The following is a 17,306-nucleotide window of genomic DNA, read 5'->3' on the forward strand; positions in this document are numbered from 1 at the left end:
CTAAATTTATTTCGTTCATTAAGTTATTAACTTTAACAACGACATAACTCGCAAATCAACTTTTTATGGAACACGTTGTTATTATTGGTAATGGAATATCTGGTGTAACTGCCGCTAGGCACATTCGAAAACTATCTGATAAAAAAATTACTATTGTATCTGCAGAGACCGATTATTTTTTTTCTCGTACAGCCCTAATGTACATATATATGGGACACATGAAGTTTGAACATACTCAACCTTATGAGCCTTGGTTTTGGAAAAAGAATAGAATTAACTTGAAAAAAGGTTATGTCTCAGAAATCAATACTGATAAAAAAGAACTTTTTTTTGCTGAAGGTGATACACTTGCGTACGACAAACTAATTATAGCTACTGGCTCTAAACCAAATAAGTTTGGTTGGCCAGGACAAGATTTAGATGGTGTTATGGGAATGTACCATAAACAAGATTTAGAAAACTTGGAAAAATATGCACCTGATAATAAAACATGTGAAAGAGCTGTAATTGTTGGTGGAGGGTTAATTGGTATTGAATTAGCTGAAATGCTGCATAGTAGAAATATCCCTGTTACTTTTCTAGTTCGTGAAAAAAGTTTTTGGAACGGAGTTTTGCCTGCACAAGAATCGGCAATGATTAACCAAGAAATTATAGATAATCATATTGATCTTCGTTTAGGTGTGAATTTAAAAGAAATTAAATCTGATGAAAACGGAAAAGTAAAATCGGTTATAATAGCTGAAACGGGAGAAGAAATAACTTGTAATGTAGTTGGTTTAACTGCTGGGGTTTCTCCTAATATCGATTTTATTAAAGATTCTGATATTGAAACTGGTAGAGGTGTAAAAGTAAATCGTTATTTAGAAACCAACATTAAAGATATTTACGCTATTGGTGATTGTGCTGAACAAAACGAAGCTATAGGACAAAGACGTCCAATAGAAGCTGTTTGGTATACAGGAAGAATGATGGGGGAAACAGTAGCACAAACGATATGCGATAACAGAATTCAATATAAACCTGGACATTGGTTCAACTCAGCAAAATTTATTGATATTGAATATCAAACTTATGGATGGGTTTGGGCACAACCTAAAGAAAATGAAGCTCGTTTTTATTGGGAACATAAAGATGGCAAAAAATGTATCCATATAAACTATGATAAAAACACTCATGAATTTATAGGTATAAACAATTTTGGTATTAGAATGCGTCATGAGTTTTTCGATAAAGTTCTAACAGAAAAACGTTCGATAGAATACGTATTAGAACATTTAGCAGATGCCAATTTCGATCCAGAGTTCTACAAACTTCACGAGCCAGAAATTGTAGCAAAATTTAATAAAGAAAACAATACAAACATCCAACTAAAAAAGAAAAGTTGGAAACGAATTTTTAGCGCGTAATAAAATATGAAAGCAATAAAATATATTGGATTAGTCCTTTTTTTAATTGGGTTATCTATTTTCACGGGAACTATTTTTACTGGAGGATTCAATTTAACTTCTAGCGAATTAGATAGTTTTATTAAGAACCAAAATTATAAAAGTGAAGTAATTAAAGAAGAACTTAGCAAAGCAGTTGTGACTTCTGAAAAATTAAACATTTTTGATTTTTCTAGTCGTGTTCGTAATGCTTATAAAGCTTCTAACGATCATTATGATGCATTAATTGCTAAATATGATGCTGAAAAAAATTGGGACAAAAAAGGAGAACAATATCAATATAGAATCTCTGGAAAACCACATACTTTAAGTTATAACTTAGCTAAAATTGCAGGAAAAGGTTACATTAAAGAAAATGCTGGCTTAATTTGGTGGCTTACTTTTGGGTTAGGAATTATTGGTGCTTTATTATTTATTTTACCAAATTATATTTTACTAGGAAGACCTGGAATTAAAAATAACGGTATTTACTTAGAATCAAGTACTAACAGAGGTGCAATTGCATGGTTGGTATTGGTATATCTAGTTGCTTTTTATTTACTGTTATACTTTATGCCTGACTATGTTGTAAACTGGACATATATATTAGATCCTATTAGTAAGGCTTTAAATGGCGGTGCTGCTTCACAGTGGTTTGTTTATGGTTTCCTATACTGTGTTATTATGATAGTTATGGCTGCTAGAATGTATATTAAATACAGACATAATAAATATCAAATAATAAGAACTACTTCTGTTTTATTCTTTCAAATTGTTTTTGCCTTCCTAATTCCTGAGATTATGACGAGCTTAAACATGCCTGGATATGATTTTAAAAATGCTTTTCCTTTAGACTATGATTTCTTTTTCGATTGGAATTTAAATAGTTTAAAAAACAGTGGTGCAATAGGTTTATTCATCTTAGTTTGGGGAATTGTTTTAACATTAATTATCGTACCTGTAATGGTATATTTCTTTGGGAAAAGATGGTACTGTTCTTGGGTTTGTGGTTGTGGTGGTTTAGCTGAAACTTTAGGAGATCCTTATAGACAACACTCTGACAAAAGCTTAAATGCATGGAAATTAGAACGCTGGTTAATTCATTCAGTTTTAGTTTTCTCTTTAGTTATGACTATTGTTACTTTATACTGTTATTTTTCTGGAACACAATCTTTTTTAGGTATCAAATCAGAATGGATAAAAGACACCTATAGTTTCTTAATTGGATCTTGGTTTGCAGGTGTAATTGGTACTGGTTTCTATCCTATATTCGGAAACAGAGTATGGTGTCGTTTTGGTTGCCCATTAGCTGCATATTTAGGTTTAGTACAACGTTTTAAATCTCGTTTTAGAATTACCACCAATGGAGGACAGTGTATTTCATGTGGAAACTGCTCTACATATTGTGAACAAGGAATTGATGTAAGAGCATATGCACAAAAAGGAGAAAATATAGTTAGGTCTAGTTGTGTTGGATGTGGTGTTTGTTCAGCTGTTTGTCCACGTGGAGTATTAAAATTAGAAAACGGTCCGGAAAAAGGAAGAATAAATCCTACTGATGTATTATTAGGTAATGATGTTGATTTAATGAAATTAGTAAATGAAAAGTAAGGTACTTTTATTTTTCTTTCTCTGCTATGCAACCATGTTTTCTCAAAATAGGTATCACAAATCGTATTACGATAATGGTACTTTGAAAGAAGAAGGTTGGATAGAAAACAATCAAAAAACAAAGTATTGGAAATTTTATTATAAAAATGGCGTGCTAAAAAAAGAAGGACGTTTTAAGAATAATATAAAAGTAAAATATTGGTACTTTTACCGAAAAAATTCTTCTAAAGAAAAGGAAGGTCATTTTGTTAAAGGAAAACGCAATAAATGGTGGTTGTTTTATGATAAAAATGGGCAGGTAAATCATAAATGTCAATTAAAAAACAATCAAAAAAACGGATATTGTTTACTCTATAAAAAACAAAAATTAGTAAAAGCTGTTAAATTTAAAAACGGCAAAAAAATTAAAGAATGGTCCGACTTTTCTTCCTTTAAAGAAGAAAATAGTTTAAATGATTTAAAATAATCAATGAATCAAAATATTAAGGTTATTATTCCTGCTTACAACGAGCAAGATTCTATTGCAAATGTAATTAACGATATCCCCCCTTTTGTAAATGAAATAATAGTTGTTAGTAATAATTCTACTGACAACACTGAAATAAACGCAAAAAATTCTGGAGCTACTGTATTAAAGGAAAGTAGAAGAGGCTATGGCTATGCTTGTTTAAAAGGTATGGATTATGTTGCTAAGCAAGATATAAAACCAGATATAATTGTTTTTTTAGATGGTGATTATTCCGATTATCCTCAACAATTAACAGAACTAGTCAGCCCTATAATAAATGATAACATAGATTTTGTAATTGGAGCACGTGTAAAACGACTACGAGAACAAGGTTCTATGACCCCTCAACAAGTTTTTGGTAATTGGTTAGCTACCTTTTTAATGAAACTATTTTTTAACGCTAAGTTTACAGACTTAGGACCATTTAGGGCTATAAAATATGATAAATTGCTAGCTCTTAATATGGAAGACAAAACATACGGTTGGACTGTTGAAATGCAATTAAAAGCGTTAAAACAAAAAATGACTTATGTTGAAGTCCCTATGAAATATAGAAATAGAATCGGCGTTTCAAAAGTTTCAGGAACCGTAAAAGGTAGTATCTTAGCCGGCATAAAAATTTTAGGTTGGATATTTAAATATAGCTTTAAATAATGATTTTAGAATACGTTATAATTGCAATATATACTATTTCATTAGTACTAATATTACTATACGCTTTAGCTCAATTAAATTTACTTTTTAATTATTTAAAAGCTCAAAGAAAAGAAGATACTTCTCCTAAATTTGACTTTTCTAATGAGGAAGAAATCCCTTACGTAACAATACAACTTCCTGTATACAATGAACTGTATGTTATGGAACGTTTGTTAGATAACATAGCTAAACTAAAATATCCAAGTGATAAATTAGAAATCCAAGTTTTAGATGATTCTACTGATGAATCTGTTATTAGCACAGGAAAACACATTGAAGAATTACAAAAAAAAGGATTAGATATTCAGCATATTAGAAGAGAAAACCGTCAAGGTTTTAAGGCCGGTGCTTTAAAAGAAGGTTTAAAAATAGCTAAAGGAGAGTTCATTGCTATTTTTGATGCTGACTTTTTACCTCAAGAAAATTGGTTATTACAAACTGTGCCTTATTTTAAAAACCCAGAAATTGGTGTTGTACAAACAAGATGGGGACATATTAATAGAAATTACTCTACACTTACTAAAATTCAAGCTTTTGCTTTAGACGCTCATTTTACTTTAGAGCAAGTAGGTAGAAATAGCCAAGGACATTTTATTAATTTTAATGGTACTGCTGGTATTTGGCGTAAAGAGTGTATTTACGATGCTGGTAATTGGGAAGGAGATACTTTAACTGAAGACCTAGATTTAAGTTATAGAGCTCAATTAAAAAAATGGAAATTTAAATACCTAGAAAATGTTGAAACTCCTGCAGAATTACCTGTTATAATTAGCGCAGCTAGATCTCAACAATTTAGATGGAATAAAGGTGGGGCTGAAAACTTCCAGAAAATGTTAAGGAGAATTATTACCAATAAAAACATTTCTCTTAAAACAAAAGTTCACGGAATGCTACACTTATTAAATAGTTCTATGTTTACTTGTATTTTCTTAGTAGCTATTTTAAGTATTCCTATGCTATATATAAAAAATGAATACACTCATTTAAAGGTTTACTTTATTGTAATGAGTTTCTTTATTGTAAGTACCTTAATTTTCTTTGTTTGCTATTGGTTTATGTATAAACGAACCTATGGTGGTGGATTTTTAAATTTTATCAAATACATTGGAGCTTTCTTTTCTTTTTTCTCTATTGCTATGGGATTCTCATTGCACAATACAATTGCTGTTTTAGAAGGACATATAGGTAAGAAAAGTGAATTTATTAGAACTCCAAAATTCAATATAAAATCATTAAAAGATAGTTGGAAAAACAACAAGTACATTCGTAAAAGACCTTCAATGAATGTAGTAATAGAAGGATTACTTGCTATTTATTTTGCATTTGGAATGTACAGCGCCTTTATTGTTGGTGACCAAGGAGGTGATTTTGGTTTATTTCCATTTCACTTTATGCTATTTTTTGGTTTTGGTTATGTGTTTTTTAAATCTATTTTTTCAAAAGCCTAATGCTTCTTGAAAGAAAATATAGTGCTATAAGTCTAACTTTTGTTAGTCTTTTACTTTATTTTTTCTTTGCTTATTTTTTAGAAAGAACTGAATTTTCTAAACTACTTTTTTTGTGGTTTTCATTATTTACTACTTCATATTTTTTATGGAAAAACAGTAAAAATAATTTTCTTTTCTTAGTAGGGGTATCCATTCTATTTAGATTGGTCTTTCTTTTTGCTATTCCAAATTTATCTCAAGATTTTTATCGTTTTATTTGGGATGGAAGAATGATTTTAGAAGGCTTTAATCCATATTTATCATTACCAGAAACTTTTATCGAACAGCATAAATATCCAATTAATCAAGCCTTAGATTTATATCAAGGAATGGGAAGTATGAATGGAAGTCATTATACAAACTACCCTCCAATAAATCAATTATGCTTCTTAATTGCTGCAGTTTTAGCTAATAAAAGCATTATAGGTAGTGCAGCTGTAATGCGAGTTATCATCATTTTAGCTGATGTTGGTATCATTTACTTTGGAAAAAAGTTATTAGAAGGTTTAAAAATTTCTACTCATAACATTTTTCTATATGCTTTAAACCCATTTATCATAATTGAGATGACAGGTAATTTACACTTTGAACCTGTTATGCTATTTTTTGTGGTTTGGAGTTTATATATGTTGTATCAAAAAAAATGGGTTTGGGCTGCTATATTATTAGCTTGCTCTGTTTCAGTAAAGTTAATCCCATTACTTTTTTTACCTTTATTCTATCAAAGATTTGTCACAAAAGATTCAAAATTTAAAGGTTTACTAAAGCTTATTGCTTTTTATGTAATTGTCGTAGTTACTGTTTTATTACTCTTTCTACCTTTTTATTCATCTCAATTAATTTCAAATTACTCTAACTCTGTAGGACTTTGGTTCCGTAATTTTGAATTTAATGCCAGTTTTTATTACATCGCAAGGGAAATTGGGTATTTGTTTAGAGGTTACAATGAAATAGCTGTAATTGGAAAAATAATGCCTATTCTGACCATTTTATTTTTAATTGGAGTTACTTTCTTCAGGAAAAACAAATCTATCTTAGAGCTTATAACTGCAATGTTATTTGGTTTATCTTTTTATTATTTTACGACTACAACTTTACATCCTTGGTACCTAGCAACCTTAATAATTCTGTCTATTTTTACCAAATATCGTTTCCCTATTATTTGGAGTATCGCAATTATCTTAAGTTATCAAGCCTACTCAAACACACCTTGGAAAGAGAACCTATGGTTTGTAGGTTTAGAATATGTGATAGTATATGGTTGTTTATTATGGGAATTATTCATAAAAAAACCCACTCATAAAATTGAGTGGGAAAAATTGCTATGAAAAAGAAAAAGAAAGTGGTTTTACAACCACTGCTCAAATATAAATAACATTTTCTTTACAACAAAAACTTTTTAAAAAAATTTGACTTATATCAAATTTTAAAGACTTTATTGTTTTCTAGCTTATATTTTTCTTTGCTTTCTATACAAATAGCTTCATTATTTTCATCAAACTCTAACCGATGTCCATATTCGCTTATCCACCCTATTTGTTTTGATGGGTTACCTACCACTAACGCATATGGTAATACCTCTTTTGTTACTACTGCACCAGCCCCTATAAAAGCATATTCTCCAATATTGTTTCCACAAACAATTGTTGCATTTGCTCCTATACTAGCTCCTTTCTTAACAACTGTTGCTAAATACTGATCTTGCCTTTTTATAGCACTTCTTGGATTTATTACATTAGTAAACACCATTGAGGGACCTAGAAAAACGTCATCTTCACAAATTACTCCCGTATAAATAGAAACATTATTTTGAACCTTAACATTGTTTCCTAATTTTACTTTAGGAGAAACCACTACGTTTTGTCCAATATTACAATCCTTTCCAATGATACAATCAGGCATAATATGGCTAAAATGCCAAATTTTAGTTCCTGTACCAATAGTACTCCCAGCATCTATTACTGCTGTTTCGTGTGCAAAAAATGAGTTTGTTATATCCATATCAACAAAAATAAAAAACTCAACCTAAATGATTGAGTTTTTGTTTTTATTCTACTTTAAATGTAATTGGTAGAGTATACTTTACTTTTACAGGCTTATTGTTTTGCTTACCCGGAGTAAATTGTGGTATCTTATTTACCACCTTATCTGTTTCTTTTTCTAACTTTTTATGAGGTGCTCTAATTTTTATATCTGATACTTTACCTGTTTTATCAATTACAAACTGCGTAACGATTTTATACTTTCCAGATCTCAATCCAACATCTTGTGCAATCTCTGCATTAAAATATCTTTGTATATGCTTCTGAATTTTTCTTTCAAAACATATTCTATTCTCTTCTTCTGATAAACCTTCACAACCTTTAAAAACAGGTGTATTTTGCACACTATTTATAGATATTGTTTTTTCAATTGACTCATCTACTTTTGAAATAACATTTGTAGGCTTAGAAACTACTACTGGAGTATTTTCTACTGGCAAATCAATAACAGTTTCTGGAGTGTTGGTTACATTCTCTACAACTACTGGCTTACTGATAACTCTTTTTATAATTTGCTTCTTTTGAGGTTTTACAACGGCCTTTGGTTGCTTTTTTACAATTATTTCTTTTTGAAAAGTAAAAACTGGATCTGTAAACTCATAATACGGTTCGCTTACTACAGCCATATCTTTTTCTGTTTCATGTTCTAAAGTAATAAAAACCACAAATAAAGTTAATACTAATCCTAACTGCATAAATATTGCAGAAAATTTCTCTAATTGCTTTCTTGGTTTTTTCTTTTGTGTTTCCATAGTAATAAAATTTTTAAATTGTTATTATATATGAAACAAGAAATATGCCAATAAAAAAAGCAATCCAAAATTGGATTGCTTTTTTATATTTTGTAAATACTTTAAACTACTCTACATTAAATGTAATAGGTAAAGTATAACCAACTCTTACTGGTCTACCTCTTTGTTTACCAGGCTTCATTTTTGGTATTTTTTTAGCTATACGAACAGCTTCTTTTTTTAATCTTGGATGTGGTGCTCTTGCATTGATGTTAGTAATAGAACCGTCTTTATCAATTTTAAATTGAACATAAATTCTTTTCTTACCAGGAGCTAATCCTAATTCGTTTGCTAATTCAGCATCAAAATAACGTTGTACGTGCTTAGTTAATTTTTTATTTAAACATGCTTTCTTTTGAGCTTTTGTTCCTTTACATCCAGGGAAAACTGGTACTTCTTCAATAATAGAAAAAGGTACATCTTCTACTACTTCTTCTTCTTCCTCAACCTCAACAATCTCTTCAACCTCTACTGCCTCAGATTCATCAGTTTCAGTAGACTCTATAATAGTTTCCTCAACTTCTTTTTCGTCTTCTACTACCTCAATCTTCTCAGGAGCTGGTGGCGGTGGCGTATTTGGTTTTGGTTTTGGTGGTTCAATTTGAAGTTCTATAGTTTCTTCTTCAATATCAGAAGCCATGTTTGCTGAACCTAAATCTCCATATGTTTTATCATATGTTTTATTTTCAATCGCAACATATGTTACAAATAAAGCTAAAACCAAACCTAACTGCATAAACAGCTTGCTATAATTTTCTAAGTTTGATTTTGGATTTTTCTTAATTTCCATCCTAAATGTTTTTAACAGTTCGCTAATTTAATTAATTTATTTCAACTTTTACAAGCTAAATCTTTAAATAGCCTCATTTTTCTTAAAAAAAAGAAAGTAAATAATGTAAGCTATTAAAATACCCGTCGTATTTGCTATAATATCTAAAACATCCCCTGTTCGGTAAGATGTTACTATAACTTGAAGAGCCTCAATAATTATGCCGTAAAATACACAAGCAAAAACAATAATTAAATCATTAATTTTTGTCTTTCTTAATGCTAATAACCAAAAAAAACCTAAAACAAAATAAGCTATAAGATGCTCATATTTATCTAAATTATTTATTTGGATTGGCTGAGGACCTATCTTTATTAAACTAAGAATAGCAATACTTGCAGTTACAAATATTGCTATTGTTATAAAATTATCCTTTAATAAGCTCTTGATAATCTTCAGCACTTAATAAACTTGCTATTTGAGAATCGTCTGATAATTTAACTTTTATCATCCAACCGTTACCGTAAGGATCAGAATTTACCATTTCAGGCTCGTCTTCTAATGCCTCATTAAACTCAATTACTTCACCAGATAATGGCATAAAAAGATCTGATACTGTTTTTACAGCTTCTACTGATCCGAAAACCTCTTCTACTTCTAAAGTATCGTCTAAAGTATCAACGTCAACGTATACGATATCACCTAATTCACCTTGAGCAAAATCAGTAATCCCAATTGTAGCTACACCGTCTTCTATTTTTACCCACTCGTGGTCTTTTGTGTATTTTAATTCTGTTGGAATGTTCATTATTTTATTTTTATTGTGTTTGTTTTACTTTCCTAAATTATAAATTATATTAATTCCAGCATTAATTGATTGTCTTGGAAAAGTAGTTGAAACAGCATATTGGAATGTTTGATGGTTATAATAAAATGAAGCTGTTAAGTTGCTACTTAAATTATAATCGGCCATAAACTTTAATCCGAATAATTTTTCTCCTCCTGTTATCTGACTATTTTCCTTATCAACACTTCGTATTAGGGTTAAATTATCTCTTAACGAAATGTCTGCTCTTAAATTAATATCTCCTTTTAATGTTTCCTTTTTTCCTGTAAATCGAGTTACAAATTTAACATCTCTAATCTTATATCCAAATCCAACAACATATTCTGTTCCTTTTATATCAGTTAATGTGTTATTATTGAAATTTAATGTTAAACTTCTATCTTTTCTTACTTCCCCTTTAAATGAGAATGAATTCTTCATTCTAAAATCAACTTTTACAAGTGGAGAGAATTCATCTATTAAAGTTGCCGACGAAAGTAATAGTTCTGATTGATAATTACCAGAAGTATTTGTATTAGTTAGTGAAGAAGCATCATATTGTAAATTATTGGTATAATTTCCTATGGTATAAGATGATTTATAACCATGTGATAACGTAAATGAAGAGAATGTTTTCTTAAACCATTTATACTTCATAAATCCATTAAAACGTAATCTCCAATTTGGTATTGGTATATTTTTAAATATTCCTGTACTTACTGAATTAGGGCTCGTACCTGAGTATGCTGCAAGGAATGCTGGTAACATTACTTGTTGCCCAGTTGTTTTGAAACCTGCTCCATTAGGTGTGTTTGGCAATCCTGTTTCGTTAGATAATCTATCTGCTATGATATTTCTATTATCTAAGAAGTTTTGATATAGAGTTTCATTATCGGTAAATATAGTTCCTAACATGAAATGACTAATACTGTAATCACCAGTTTCGAATGCCTTTATGTTAGGGTCTTGACGGAAACCTCCACTTCCATCAGAAATTATATCTAACTGCTGATTTAGTCTACTTGTTTGAATTCTTCTACCAGTTAAATCTATTGTTAAGTTTTTAATTGGTTTTACTGAAATATTATAATCCAGCTTTTTGTAACTATTTTTACCATAATTCTTATTATAATAAGGTTGATTTGGGTCATCTTGACTCGTTCTTGTTACTAACCAACCATTTTCTATGGCCGTATTTAAAATATCTGTTTGACTTCCAAACACAAATCCTAATGTAGGTGCTAAACCTCCACCATAAGAGTTTCTTCCTAAGAATCCTACAGATGGTTTATAACCTTGTAATAAGGTTCCATTATTTTGTGAATAACTAATTTTTGCTCTTTTTACTGAGGTTAAAACGTCATATAATCCTTTCATTACCTTATGACCAAAAGAAGCATTCTTTTTTAACTTCGCTTTTGTTGCTGTTGTTTTGACTCCTAAAGCAACGGTTCCTTTTTTAGTTGGCCTTTTCTTTGTCCCTTTCAATAACAACTTATCTAATTTCAAAGTTTTGTAGAAACGACCAAAATCTATATTCGTATTTAAATTATGTGTATTGGCATTTTGAATCATATTACCTACTACATCTACATAACTTACACTTTGACCATTTGGTAAATCTAAATTACTTTGAGCACTAGCTTTCCAATCAAAATCGGCAGTATATCCGTAATCGGCAGTAACAAAACTTAAATAAGGCAATTTATTAATTGGTAGTTTATAAGTAGCATTTAATTTTTGGTGATAATTATCCGGTCTACCTACATTAAAAAACTTATCATAAATTTCTAAGTTCTCATCTTGCCCAAAACTATCATATATATAGTTATTGGCTGCATTGAAATTTAATTGTAAAGATTTTGTCAAATCAAACCCTATAGTGTAATCCCAATTAAACAAAAATCTACGTTGTATTAATTCTGGTTGAGCAGATAAACCAATGTTTTGTACTAGATTTCTTGATTGTTGTGAATTATAATTTCTATTAATTCTAGAATTAACTGCTATATTTTTCGGAACAGGATTAATATTTAAATCCCTAATAAATCGTAAATATCTACTTTTAAATAGCTTAGAACTTTTAAACGGTTCAATAACAAAAGGTTTGAAAGTAAAGTTATAGCTTGCTCCAGCCATAACATTTCTATTTATATATTTTTCAATGTTATAATCTTTATGAAACTCTTCACTATGAGAATATGAAACAGAGAAGTTTTCTACATCGTAAAACTTTGGTTTCTTTTTACTTTCTGGGTTCTTATTCTTTTTTACATTAATAAAACTAATACTTTGCCTACGAGTATAATCTTGAGCATTCTTACTATTAGGGTTTTTATCTAATGCGTCTTTTAATTCAACATCTTGAAATTGTGGATCATATTTTGGATCTCTAAACTCTTCTCCATAACTATAACTCATAGGTATTTGCATATTCCATTTTTTAGGCATCATTTTACCTAATTGAATATTTGTTGCTACACTATATTGTTTTGTTTCTTCAATACTTCTTTGCTGAACTCGGTCTTCTACATTACCAAAACCAATTGTAGACATTCTTCCTGCTAATGAAAGATTCATTACATCAGCAAGATTAGCATCTGCATTTACAACAGCTGCCCATCCTCCTTTGTTATCAAAACCTACAGCACGTAATTCGTTAAACCAAACCTCTATAGATTTTTTATCTGTTACTTCAGTATTTTTAACTCCTAACATTACTGTTCTTATTTGTGCTAATGTTGGATTACCTCTTACAAAAATCTTCAATCCATTTGAACTAGTTGAAGAAAATACATCTGTTATATTTTGTCCTAAAGGTCTTTGTATTTTTAAATTTGCTAACTCTTGTAATGGTATTTCTAAATCATTTTCTGTAGGCCAAACTTCTTCTGGCACTGGTGTTGTACCAGGTGTTTGTTTACTATACACTAAAGGTTTATGAACTTCATAATAATTATCATTTAAGTCTGTACCTAAACGAATAATCGCTACTGCATTTGCTGCTTCACCTTGAGCTACTACTTCATCAGGGTTTTCAGCATGTAAGAACATACGTAACTTCTTATACCTACGCATATCTATACTAATATTTTTATAAATAGTTCTTATTTGATCAGCTGGTAAATCGGTAACTTTTAAGGTTACTGATTGTTCATTTTGTTGTTGAATTCTATTTGTTCCTTGCAACTGCTCTCTAAGAATACCAGGAGGTAAAGTATACTTATCCTCATTTTGCTCTATACTCACTACTCCAACTTCAAATTTATTTAATTCGGAAGCACCTAATTCAACTGGAGCTACCGTACTAGGTAATACTTTCGTATATCGACGCCAGTCTCCTCTTACCAATTCTAATTCTCCAAAACGTAAAACTATTGGCATTTTAAATTGAGCAAGGAACATTCTAATAAAACGAATACTATTAAAATCGGTAATACCATTTATTTTCTGAGCATCTGTTACATTTCTAATTGGAATTCTAAATTGATACCAAGTAGTAACTCTTTCAGTTCCATTTGCTAATTGCACAGATTTACTCTTTGCATCTATAATATGATTTTTCCCTACCTGTAAGTCACTTTCGTTTAATGAAACTTCATACTCAAAATAACTATTCACAGGATTCATTGTTTGATCCTTGTTAATATCTTCTACATCTGGATATGTTGTAGATGATGTAGGAAATGCTTCTGTAGATTGGCTTGCTGTTGGTGAATTTCCTTGTGTTCCATTATAGTTTTTATAACGTGATAAAACTGAAGGGTTTGTTGCCTCTATAGCTCCACCTCTAAAAAACTGAAAGTTATCTCCTGCTGGATCATCTAAAGAAGCAAATGCAGGATACAATGCTTTTTCTTCTGCATCTGTTAACCCGTCTAATCCAATATCTTGATTCACTCTTGCTTCATTACTAGAATCAAAAGCATATAATATTGATGGGTTTATAGGAGTGTTACCCCAATTGGTACTATTTGTATTAGAAGCATTTTTATTTCCATCTGCTGGCAAACCATTTTCATATTGCTTTCTACCATCCTTCAAGATATCTTCCGATACACTTCCTAAGTTTATAAACAATTTCCCTACCTTATTGGTTGGATCTTGTGGGTTTACTCCAGCTGGCAACCCTTCTTCTTGATTAATTGAGTAGTTTTCATATGGATCCATTAACCAAAATTGTATATACTCAACATTCGCTTGTTCAAAATTATTGGTCGTTAAAGCTCGCATAATTCCTCCCCAACGTTCTTCTGGTGCTACAGTATTTGCATTTTGGTTATAGTTATAAGGACCTCTTTCAGATGGATAATAAGCTAAATCTAAAGTACGTACTAAATTTTGTTGCGTAATGTCCAACTCCGTATTTGAAAATAATTCATCATAACGTATTTGACGTACCTCATTTCTAGATAATTCATTCTCATCAATATTACCTGGTCTATTTCCACTTCCGTAAAAAAGTTGGTCAATATTATACCATGCTAATTTTCCTCTTTTATAATTATAAGATAAATCATCAATTTTACCTCCATCAAAACCTTGCGACTCTGGTGTACTTGCTAAAAACCATTGTTGTGGTGAACTTAAATTAATTGGTATTTGCGATGCTTCAAAATCATCTAAATAAGACGTGGCTGTTCCATCTACATTAATTCCACTAGGTGAACCTGGCAGTAAATAAGCCATATCTGCTCTTACCGATACATTAGATGGCGCATCAGTTTCTACAAATGGTAATTTGTTTGCTAATTTTGTTAAATAAGGAACCTCTGCTGAATAATCTAAGTTTAAACCTAACATAACATTATCTATAGGCTCTCCTCCAAAGTTTACTTTTGGAGTAATTGGTCTTTCACTTACATTTAAAAAAGTACCTCCTAATATAAACTTTTCTGAAAAACGGTGCTCTACATCAATTCCTATAAAAGTTTTTCTTTGTTGATTAAAGAATGTGTTATTTTCTACTGTAGCATTAATAGGTGTTCCAGAAGCTTCCAATCCTGGGTCTAAAATCTGAACACGACCTAATTGATAATCGACCACATAATCAATACCTTCAACTAACTGTCTTCCTCCAGCTGTAACACGAACCGAACCTCTAGGAACATTGAAGGCTCCTAATGAAATTCCTCTACTAGTTTCAGATTTAAAATATCCTTTTAAAAAGAATTTATCTTTATTTTGATATTCGTTTTTTGCCTGAATCTTTGTAGTTAAATATAACTCTTCAAATAAGTACTTGTCTTGATCTGCAGTATTTGTTAATTCATCTCTTAAATCAATACCAAACGGTTCTGGTTCTGGGAATAGTACATATCCTCTTTCTGAGTTAACAGTAATTCCTTCCACATAATCGAAGAAACCATCTCCATTAGGGATTGCGTATTGACTTTGATCTAATTTATCCAAATTTAAGATTCGCAGTAAAGGCTTATTTTTTATATCAGGAGTTTGAGCATTTTGCAGCGTATTTTGTAAAGTACCCGTTTCATCATCTCGATATAATAACTCAAAACGGAAGCCATCTCTTTGTAATGGGAATGCTCCCAAAGCATATACGTTTTTCATCATTAAACGCCAAGTTGGAAATGCCTCAGCTGGCACACCTGGAGTCCCTCCTGTACCTGGTCGAACCGTATTTAAAATTTCACTACGTAATAACTTTACTACTAAGTTTGAAGGTGCTACAACTCCATCGTTTGAGAACTCTCCGACTTTAAACACAGTTTCTTGGTTGGATGCTCCAACTACAGTATACTCAAACGCTACAGCTAAAACCTCTCCATCATTTAATCTTCTATTTAAAGAAATGAATCCTAATTGAGGATGTAATCTAAACTCGTTAGCTTGTAACTTACGTGCATTTTGTAAGTACGAATAGTTAAATCCTTGCTGTGGGGTAATCCCTATACCTGTAATTGCATTATCTACTGTTGCTACATCTCTAATACCTCCAACTGTTGTTGCTAATAATGGGTTTAAATTATTAACACCATTATATGGTATTATTTTAGAATTAACCGATACAGCTCCTGGAATTGCATTAATTTCTGTTGGGTTTACCTCATTTGCATCACTAGATTCTCCTAAATCGGCAAGAGCTACTATACTACGGTAATCATTTACATTTTGAGTTCTATTAGTTATCCAAACCTCAACTCTTGTAATATTTATAGGACTACTCACTAATGGATAATTACTTAATGCCTCCTTATAATTCTCTCTAAAATATTGAGATAAGAAAAAGTGTCGATCATTATCATAATCTGATGCTCTTAACTCAAAAGGCTCAATCGTTGCTCCTCCTTCTGCTATTACAGTTTTAGATTGCGAATTTTGTTGCGAAAATGCTGCTGTTATATATGTTTTACCAAATTGCAACTCTGTTTTTACACCAAATAAAGACTGTGCTCCATTTATTAATGAGTTTTTAATTGGCATACTAATATTACCCGCTTCAATATTTCTTATAATATCATCCTCAGTAGGAGTATATTCTAATTTTATAATATTTTGAAAATCGAAAGTAGATTGAGTATCATAGTTTGCTGTAACTTTTAAACGCTTTCCAACCTTTGCTTGTAAACTTGCACTAATTTGCTGATCAAAATCAAAAGTAAAACTACTTTGATTTTCTATAGATATTTGTGGGTTTTCATTTTTCTGATAAACTCCTCCTAATTTTATATTTACCTGACCTGAAGGAATAACCTCAACTGTATTTCCACCAAAAACAGATTCAAAGAATTTAGAGTTTACATAATATTTAGGTAATAAGTTTTTTCTTGCGTTTTTATTTCCTTTTTTCTTTGGGTTGGTAGCATCTACTTTTTCTTTAAAGTAATCTTTTATATCACTTTTTAAAAGGTATTTATCATACTCTTCAGGGGTCATGAAAATGGGAGTTCCAACGTAATAATCTCCTATTTTCTCTACTAAAACAAATTTATTTATTGCTTTATCGTAAGTTACAATTTTCTTGACCGGATTATTTAAATACAACGCTCCGTTTTTGGTATAACCAAAATTATACTTTAAAGGTATAACTGTATCTTTTTTTACTGTATTTGTACTATTCCCCGGAGTATTTTGCGAAAACGAAACAACACTTACCAAAAGAGTAAGTGTTGCCAGTAATCTATTCATAAC

General features: G+C 30.6%; 12 protein-coding genes. 6 read left to right on the forward strand and 6 right to left on the reverse strand.

Going from position 1 to position 17,306, the window contains the following annotated elements; translation table 11 throughout:
- The first annotated feature begins 65 nt into the window (after positions 1 to 65).
- The 6 genes from Q0958_RS01635 to Q0958_RS01660 are packed head-to-tail and all read left to right on the forward strand — an operon-like array spanning position 66 to position 7,054.
- Positions 66 to 1,406 carry an FAD/NAD(P)-binding oxidoreductase gene (locus tag Q0958_RS01635; protein ID WP_299118728.1) on the forward strand — a complete coding sequence of 447 codons (1,341 nt, stop codon included), beginning with the start codon at positions 66 to 68 and terminating at the stop codon, positions 1,404 to 1,406.
- Positions 1,407 to 1,412: 6 nt separating this feature from the next.
- Positions 1,413 to 3,035: a 4Fe-4S binding protein gene (locus tag Q0958_RS01640; RefSeq protein WP_299118731.1), complete on the forward strand. Its 1,623-nt coding sequence runs from the start codon at positions 1,413 to 1,415 to the stop codon at positions 3,033 to 3,035.
- Positions 3,025 to 3,501, forward strand: a complete 477-nt coding sequence (locus Q0958_RS01645; protein ID WP_299118734.1) for a hypothetical protein — start codon at positions 3,025 to 3,027, stop codon at positions 3,499 to 3,501. Before Q0958_RS01640 ends, Q0958_RS01645 begins: the two co-directional genes overlap by 11 nt.
- Positions 3,502 to 3,504: 3 nt before the next feature.
- The gene (locus Q0958_RS01650; RefSeq protein ID WP_299118737.1) at positions 3,505 to 4,197 is read left to right on the forward strand and encodes a glycosyltransferase family 2 protein; all 693 of its coding nucleotides are present in this window, start codon (positions 3,505 to 3,507) and stop codon (positions 4,195 to 4,197) included.
- On the forward strand, positions 4,197 to 5,687 hold the full coding sequence (locus tag Q0958_RS01655) for a cellulose synthase family protein (protein WP_299118740.1): 1,491 nt from the start codon (positions 4,197 to 4,199) through the stop codon (positions 5,685 to 5,687). The genes Q0958_RS01650 and Q0958_RS01655 overlap by 1 nt, the downstream gene beginning before the upstream one ends.
- A complete protein-coding gene (locus tag Q0958_RS01660) occupies positions 5,687 to 7,054 on the forward strand; it encodes a mannosyltransferase (RefSeq protein WP_299118743.1) in 1,368 nt (455 codons plus the stop codon). The genes Q0958_RS01655 and Q0958_RS01660 overlap by 1 nt, the downstream gene beginning before the upstream one ends.
- Positions 7,055 to 7,145: 91 nt before the next feature.
- On the opposite strand, the gene Q0958_RS01665 is transcribed toward Q0958_RS01660, so the two are convergent.
- The 6 genes from Q0958_RS01665 to sprA form a co-directional block, all read right to left on the reverse strand.
- Positions 7,146 to 7,727 (reverse strand): acyltransferase, encoded by a 582-nt coding sequence (locus Q0958_RS01665; protein ID WP_299118746.1) that lies wholly within the window; start codon positions 7,725 to 7,727, stop codon positions 7,146 to 7,148.
- A 46-nt stretch (positions 7,728 to 7,773) separates the two neighbouring features.
- Positions 7,774 to 8,520: an energy transducer TonB gene (locus Q0958_RS01670; RefSeq protein ID WP_299118748.1), complete on the reverse strand. Its 747-nt coding sequence runs from the start codon at positions 8,518 to 8,520 to the stop codon at positions 7,774 to 7,776.
- Positions 8,521 to 8,626: 106 nt separating this feature from the next.
- Positions 8,627 to 9,349 (reverse strand): energy transducer TonB, encoded by a 723-nt coding sequence (locus tag Q0958_RS01675; RefSeq protein ID WP_299118751.1) that lies wholly within the window; start codon positions 9,347 to 9,349, stop codon positions 8,627 to 8,629.
- A 63-nt stretch (positions 9,350 to 9,412) separates the two neighbouring features.
- Positions 9,413 to 9,790 carry a VanZ family protein gene (locus tag Q0958_RS01680; protein WP_299118754.1) on the reverse strand — a complete coding sequence of 126 codons (378 nt, stop codon included), beginning with the start codon at positions 9,788 to 9,790 and terminating at the stop codon, positions 9,413 to 9,415.
- Positions 9,756 to 10,136 (reverse strand): glycine cleavage system protein GcvH, encoded by a 381-nt coding sequence (gene gcvH, locus Q0958_RS01685; protein ID WP_150898294.1) that lies wholly within the window; start codon positions 10,134 to 10,136, stop codon positions 9,756 to 9,758. Before gcvH ends, Q0958_RS01680 begins: the two co-directional genes overlap by 35 nt.
- 24 nt (positions 10,137 to 10,160) lie before the next feature.
- Positions 10,161 to 17,303 (reverse strand): cell surface protein SprA, encoded by a 7,143-nt coding sequence (gene sprA / locus Q0958_RS01690; protein ID WP_299118758.1) that lies wholly within the window; start codon positions 17,301 to 17,303, stop codon positions 10,161 to 10,163.
- Positions 17,304 to 17,306 lie beyond the last annotated feature (3 nt).

The sequence above is a fragment of the uncultured Tenacibaculum sp. genome (genome assembly GCF_947499065.1).
GTDB lineage: Bacteria > Bacteroidota > Bacteroidia > Flavobacteriales > Flavobacteriaceae > Polaribacter.

Bases quoted from the DNA above. Each gene is read 5' to 3' on its own strand.
- Q0958_RS01635 (WP_299118728.1), top strand. From the start codon at position 66: ATGGAACACGTTGTTATTATTGGTAATGGAATATCTGGTGTAACTGCC.
- Q0958_RS01640 (WP_299118731.1), top strand. From the start codon at position 1,413: ATGAAAGCAATAAAATATATTGGATTAGTCCTTTTTTTAATTGGGTTA.
- Q0958_RS01645 (WP_299118734.1), top strand. From the start codon at position 3,025: ATGAAAAGTAAGGTACTTTTATTTTTCTTTCTCTGCTATGCAACCATG.
- Q0958_RS01650 (WP_299118737.1), top strand. From the start codon at position 3,505: ATGAATCAAAATATTAAGGTTATTATTCCTGCTTACAACGAGCAAGAT.
- Q0958_RS01655 (WP_299118740.1), top strand. From the start codon at position 4,197: ATGATTTTAGAATACGTTATAATTGCAATATATACTATTTCATTAGTA.
- Q0958_RS01660 (WP_299118743.1), top strand. From the start codon at position 5,687: ATGCTTCTTGAAAGAAAATATAGTGCTATAAGTCTAACTTTTGTTAGT.
- Q0958_RS01665 (WP_299118746.1), bottom strand. From the start codon at position 7,727: ATGGATATAACAAACTCATTTTTTGCACACGAAACAGCAGTAATAGAT.
- Q0958_RS01670 (WP_299118748.1), bottom strand. From the start codon at position 8,520: ATGGAAACACAAAAGAAAAAACCAAGAAAGCAATTAGAGAAATTTTCT.
- Q0958_RS01675 (WP_299118751.1), bottom strand. From the start codon at position 9,349: ATGGAAATTAAGAAAAATCCAAAATCAAACTTAGAAAATTATAGCAAG.
- gcvH (WP_150898294.1), bottom strand. From the start codon at position 10,136: ATGAACATTCCAACAGAATTAAAATACACAAAAGACCACGAGTGGGTA.
- sprA (WP_299118758.1), bottom strand. From the start codon at position 17,303: ATGAATAGATTACTGGCAACACTTACTCTTTTGGTAAGTGTTGTTTCG.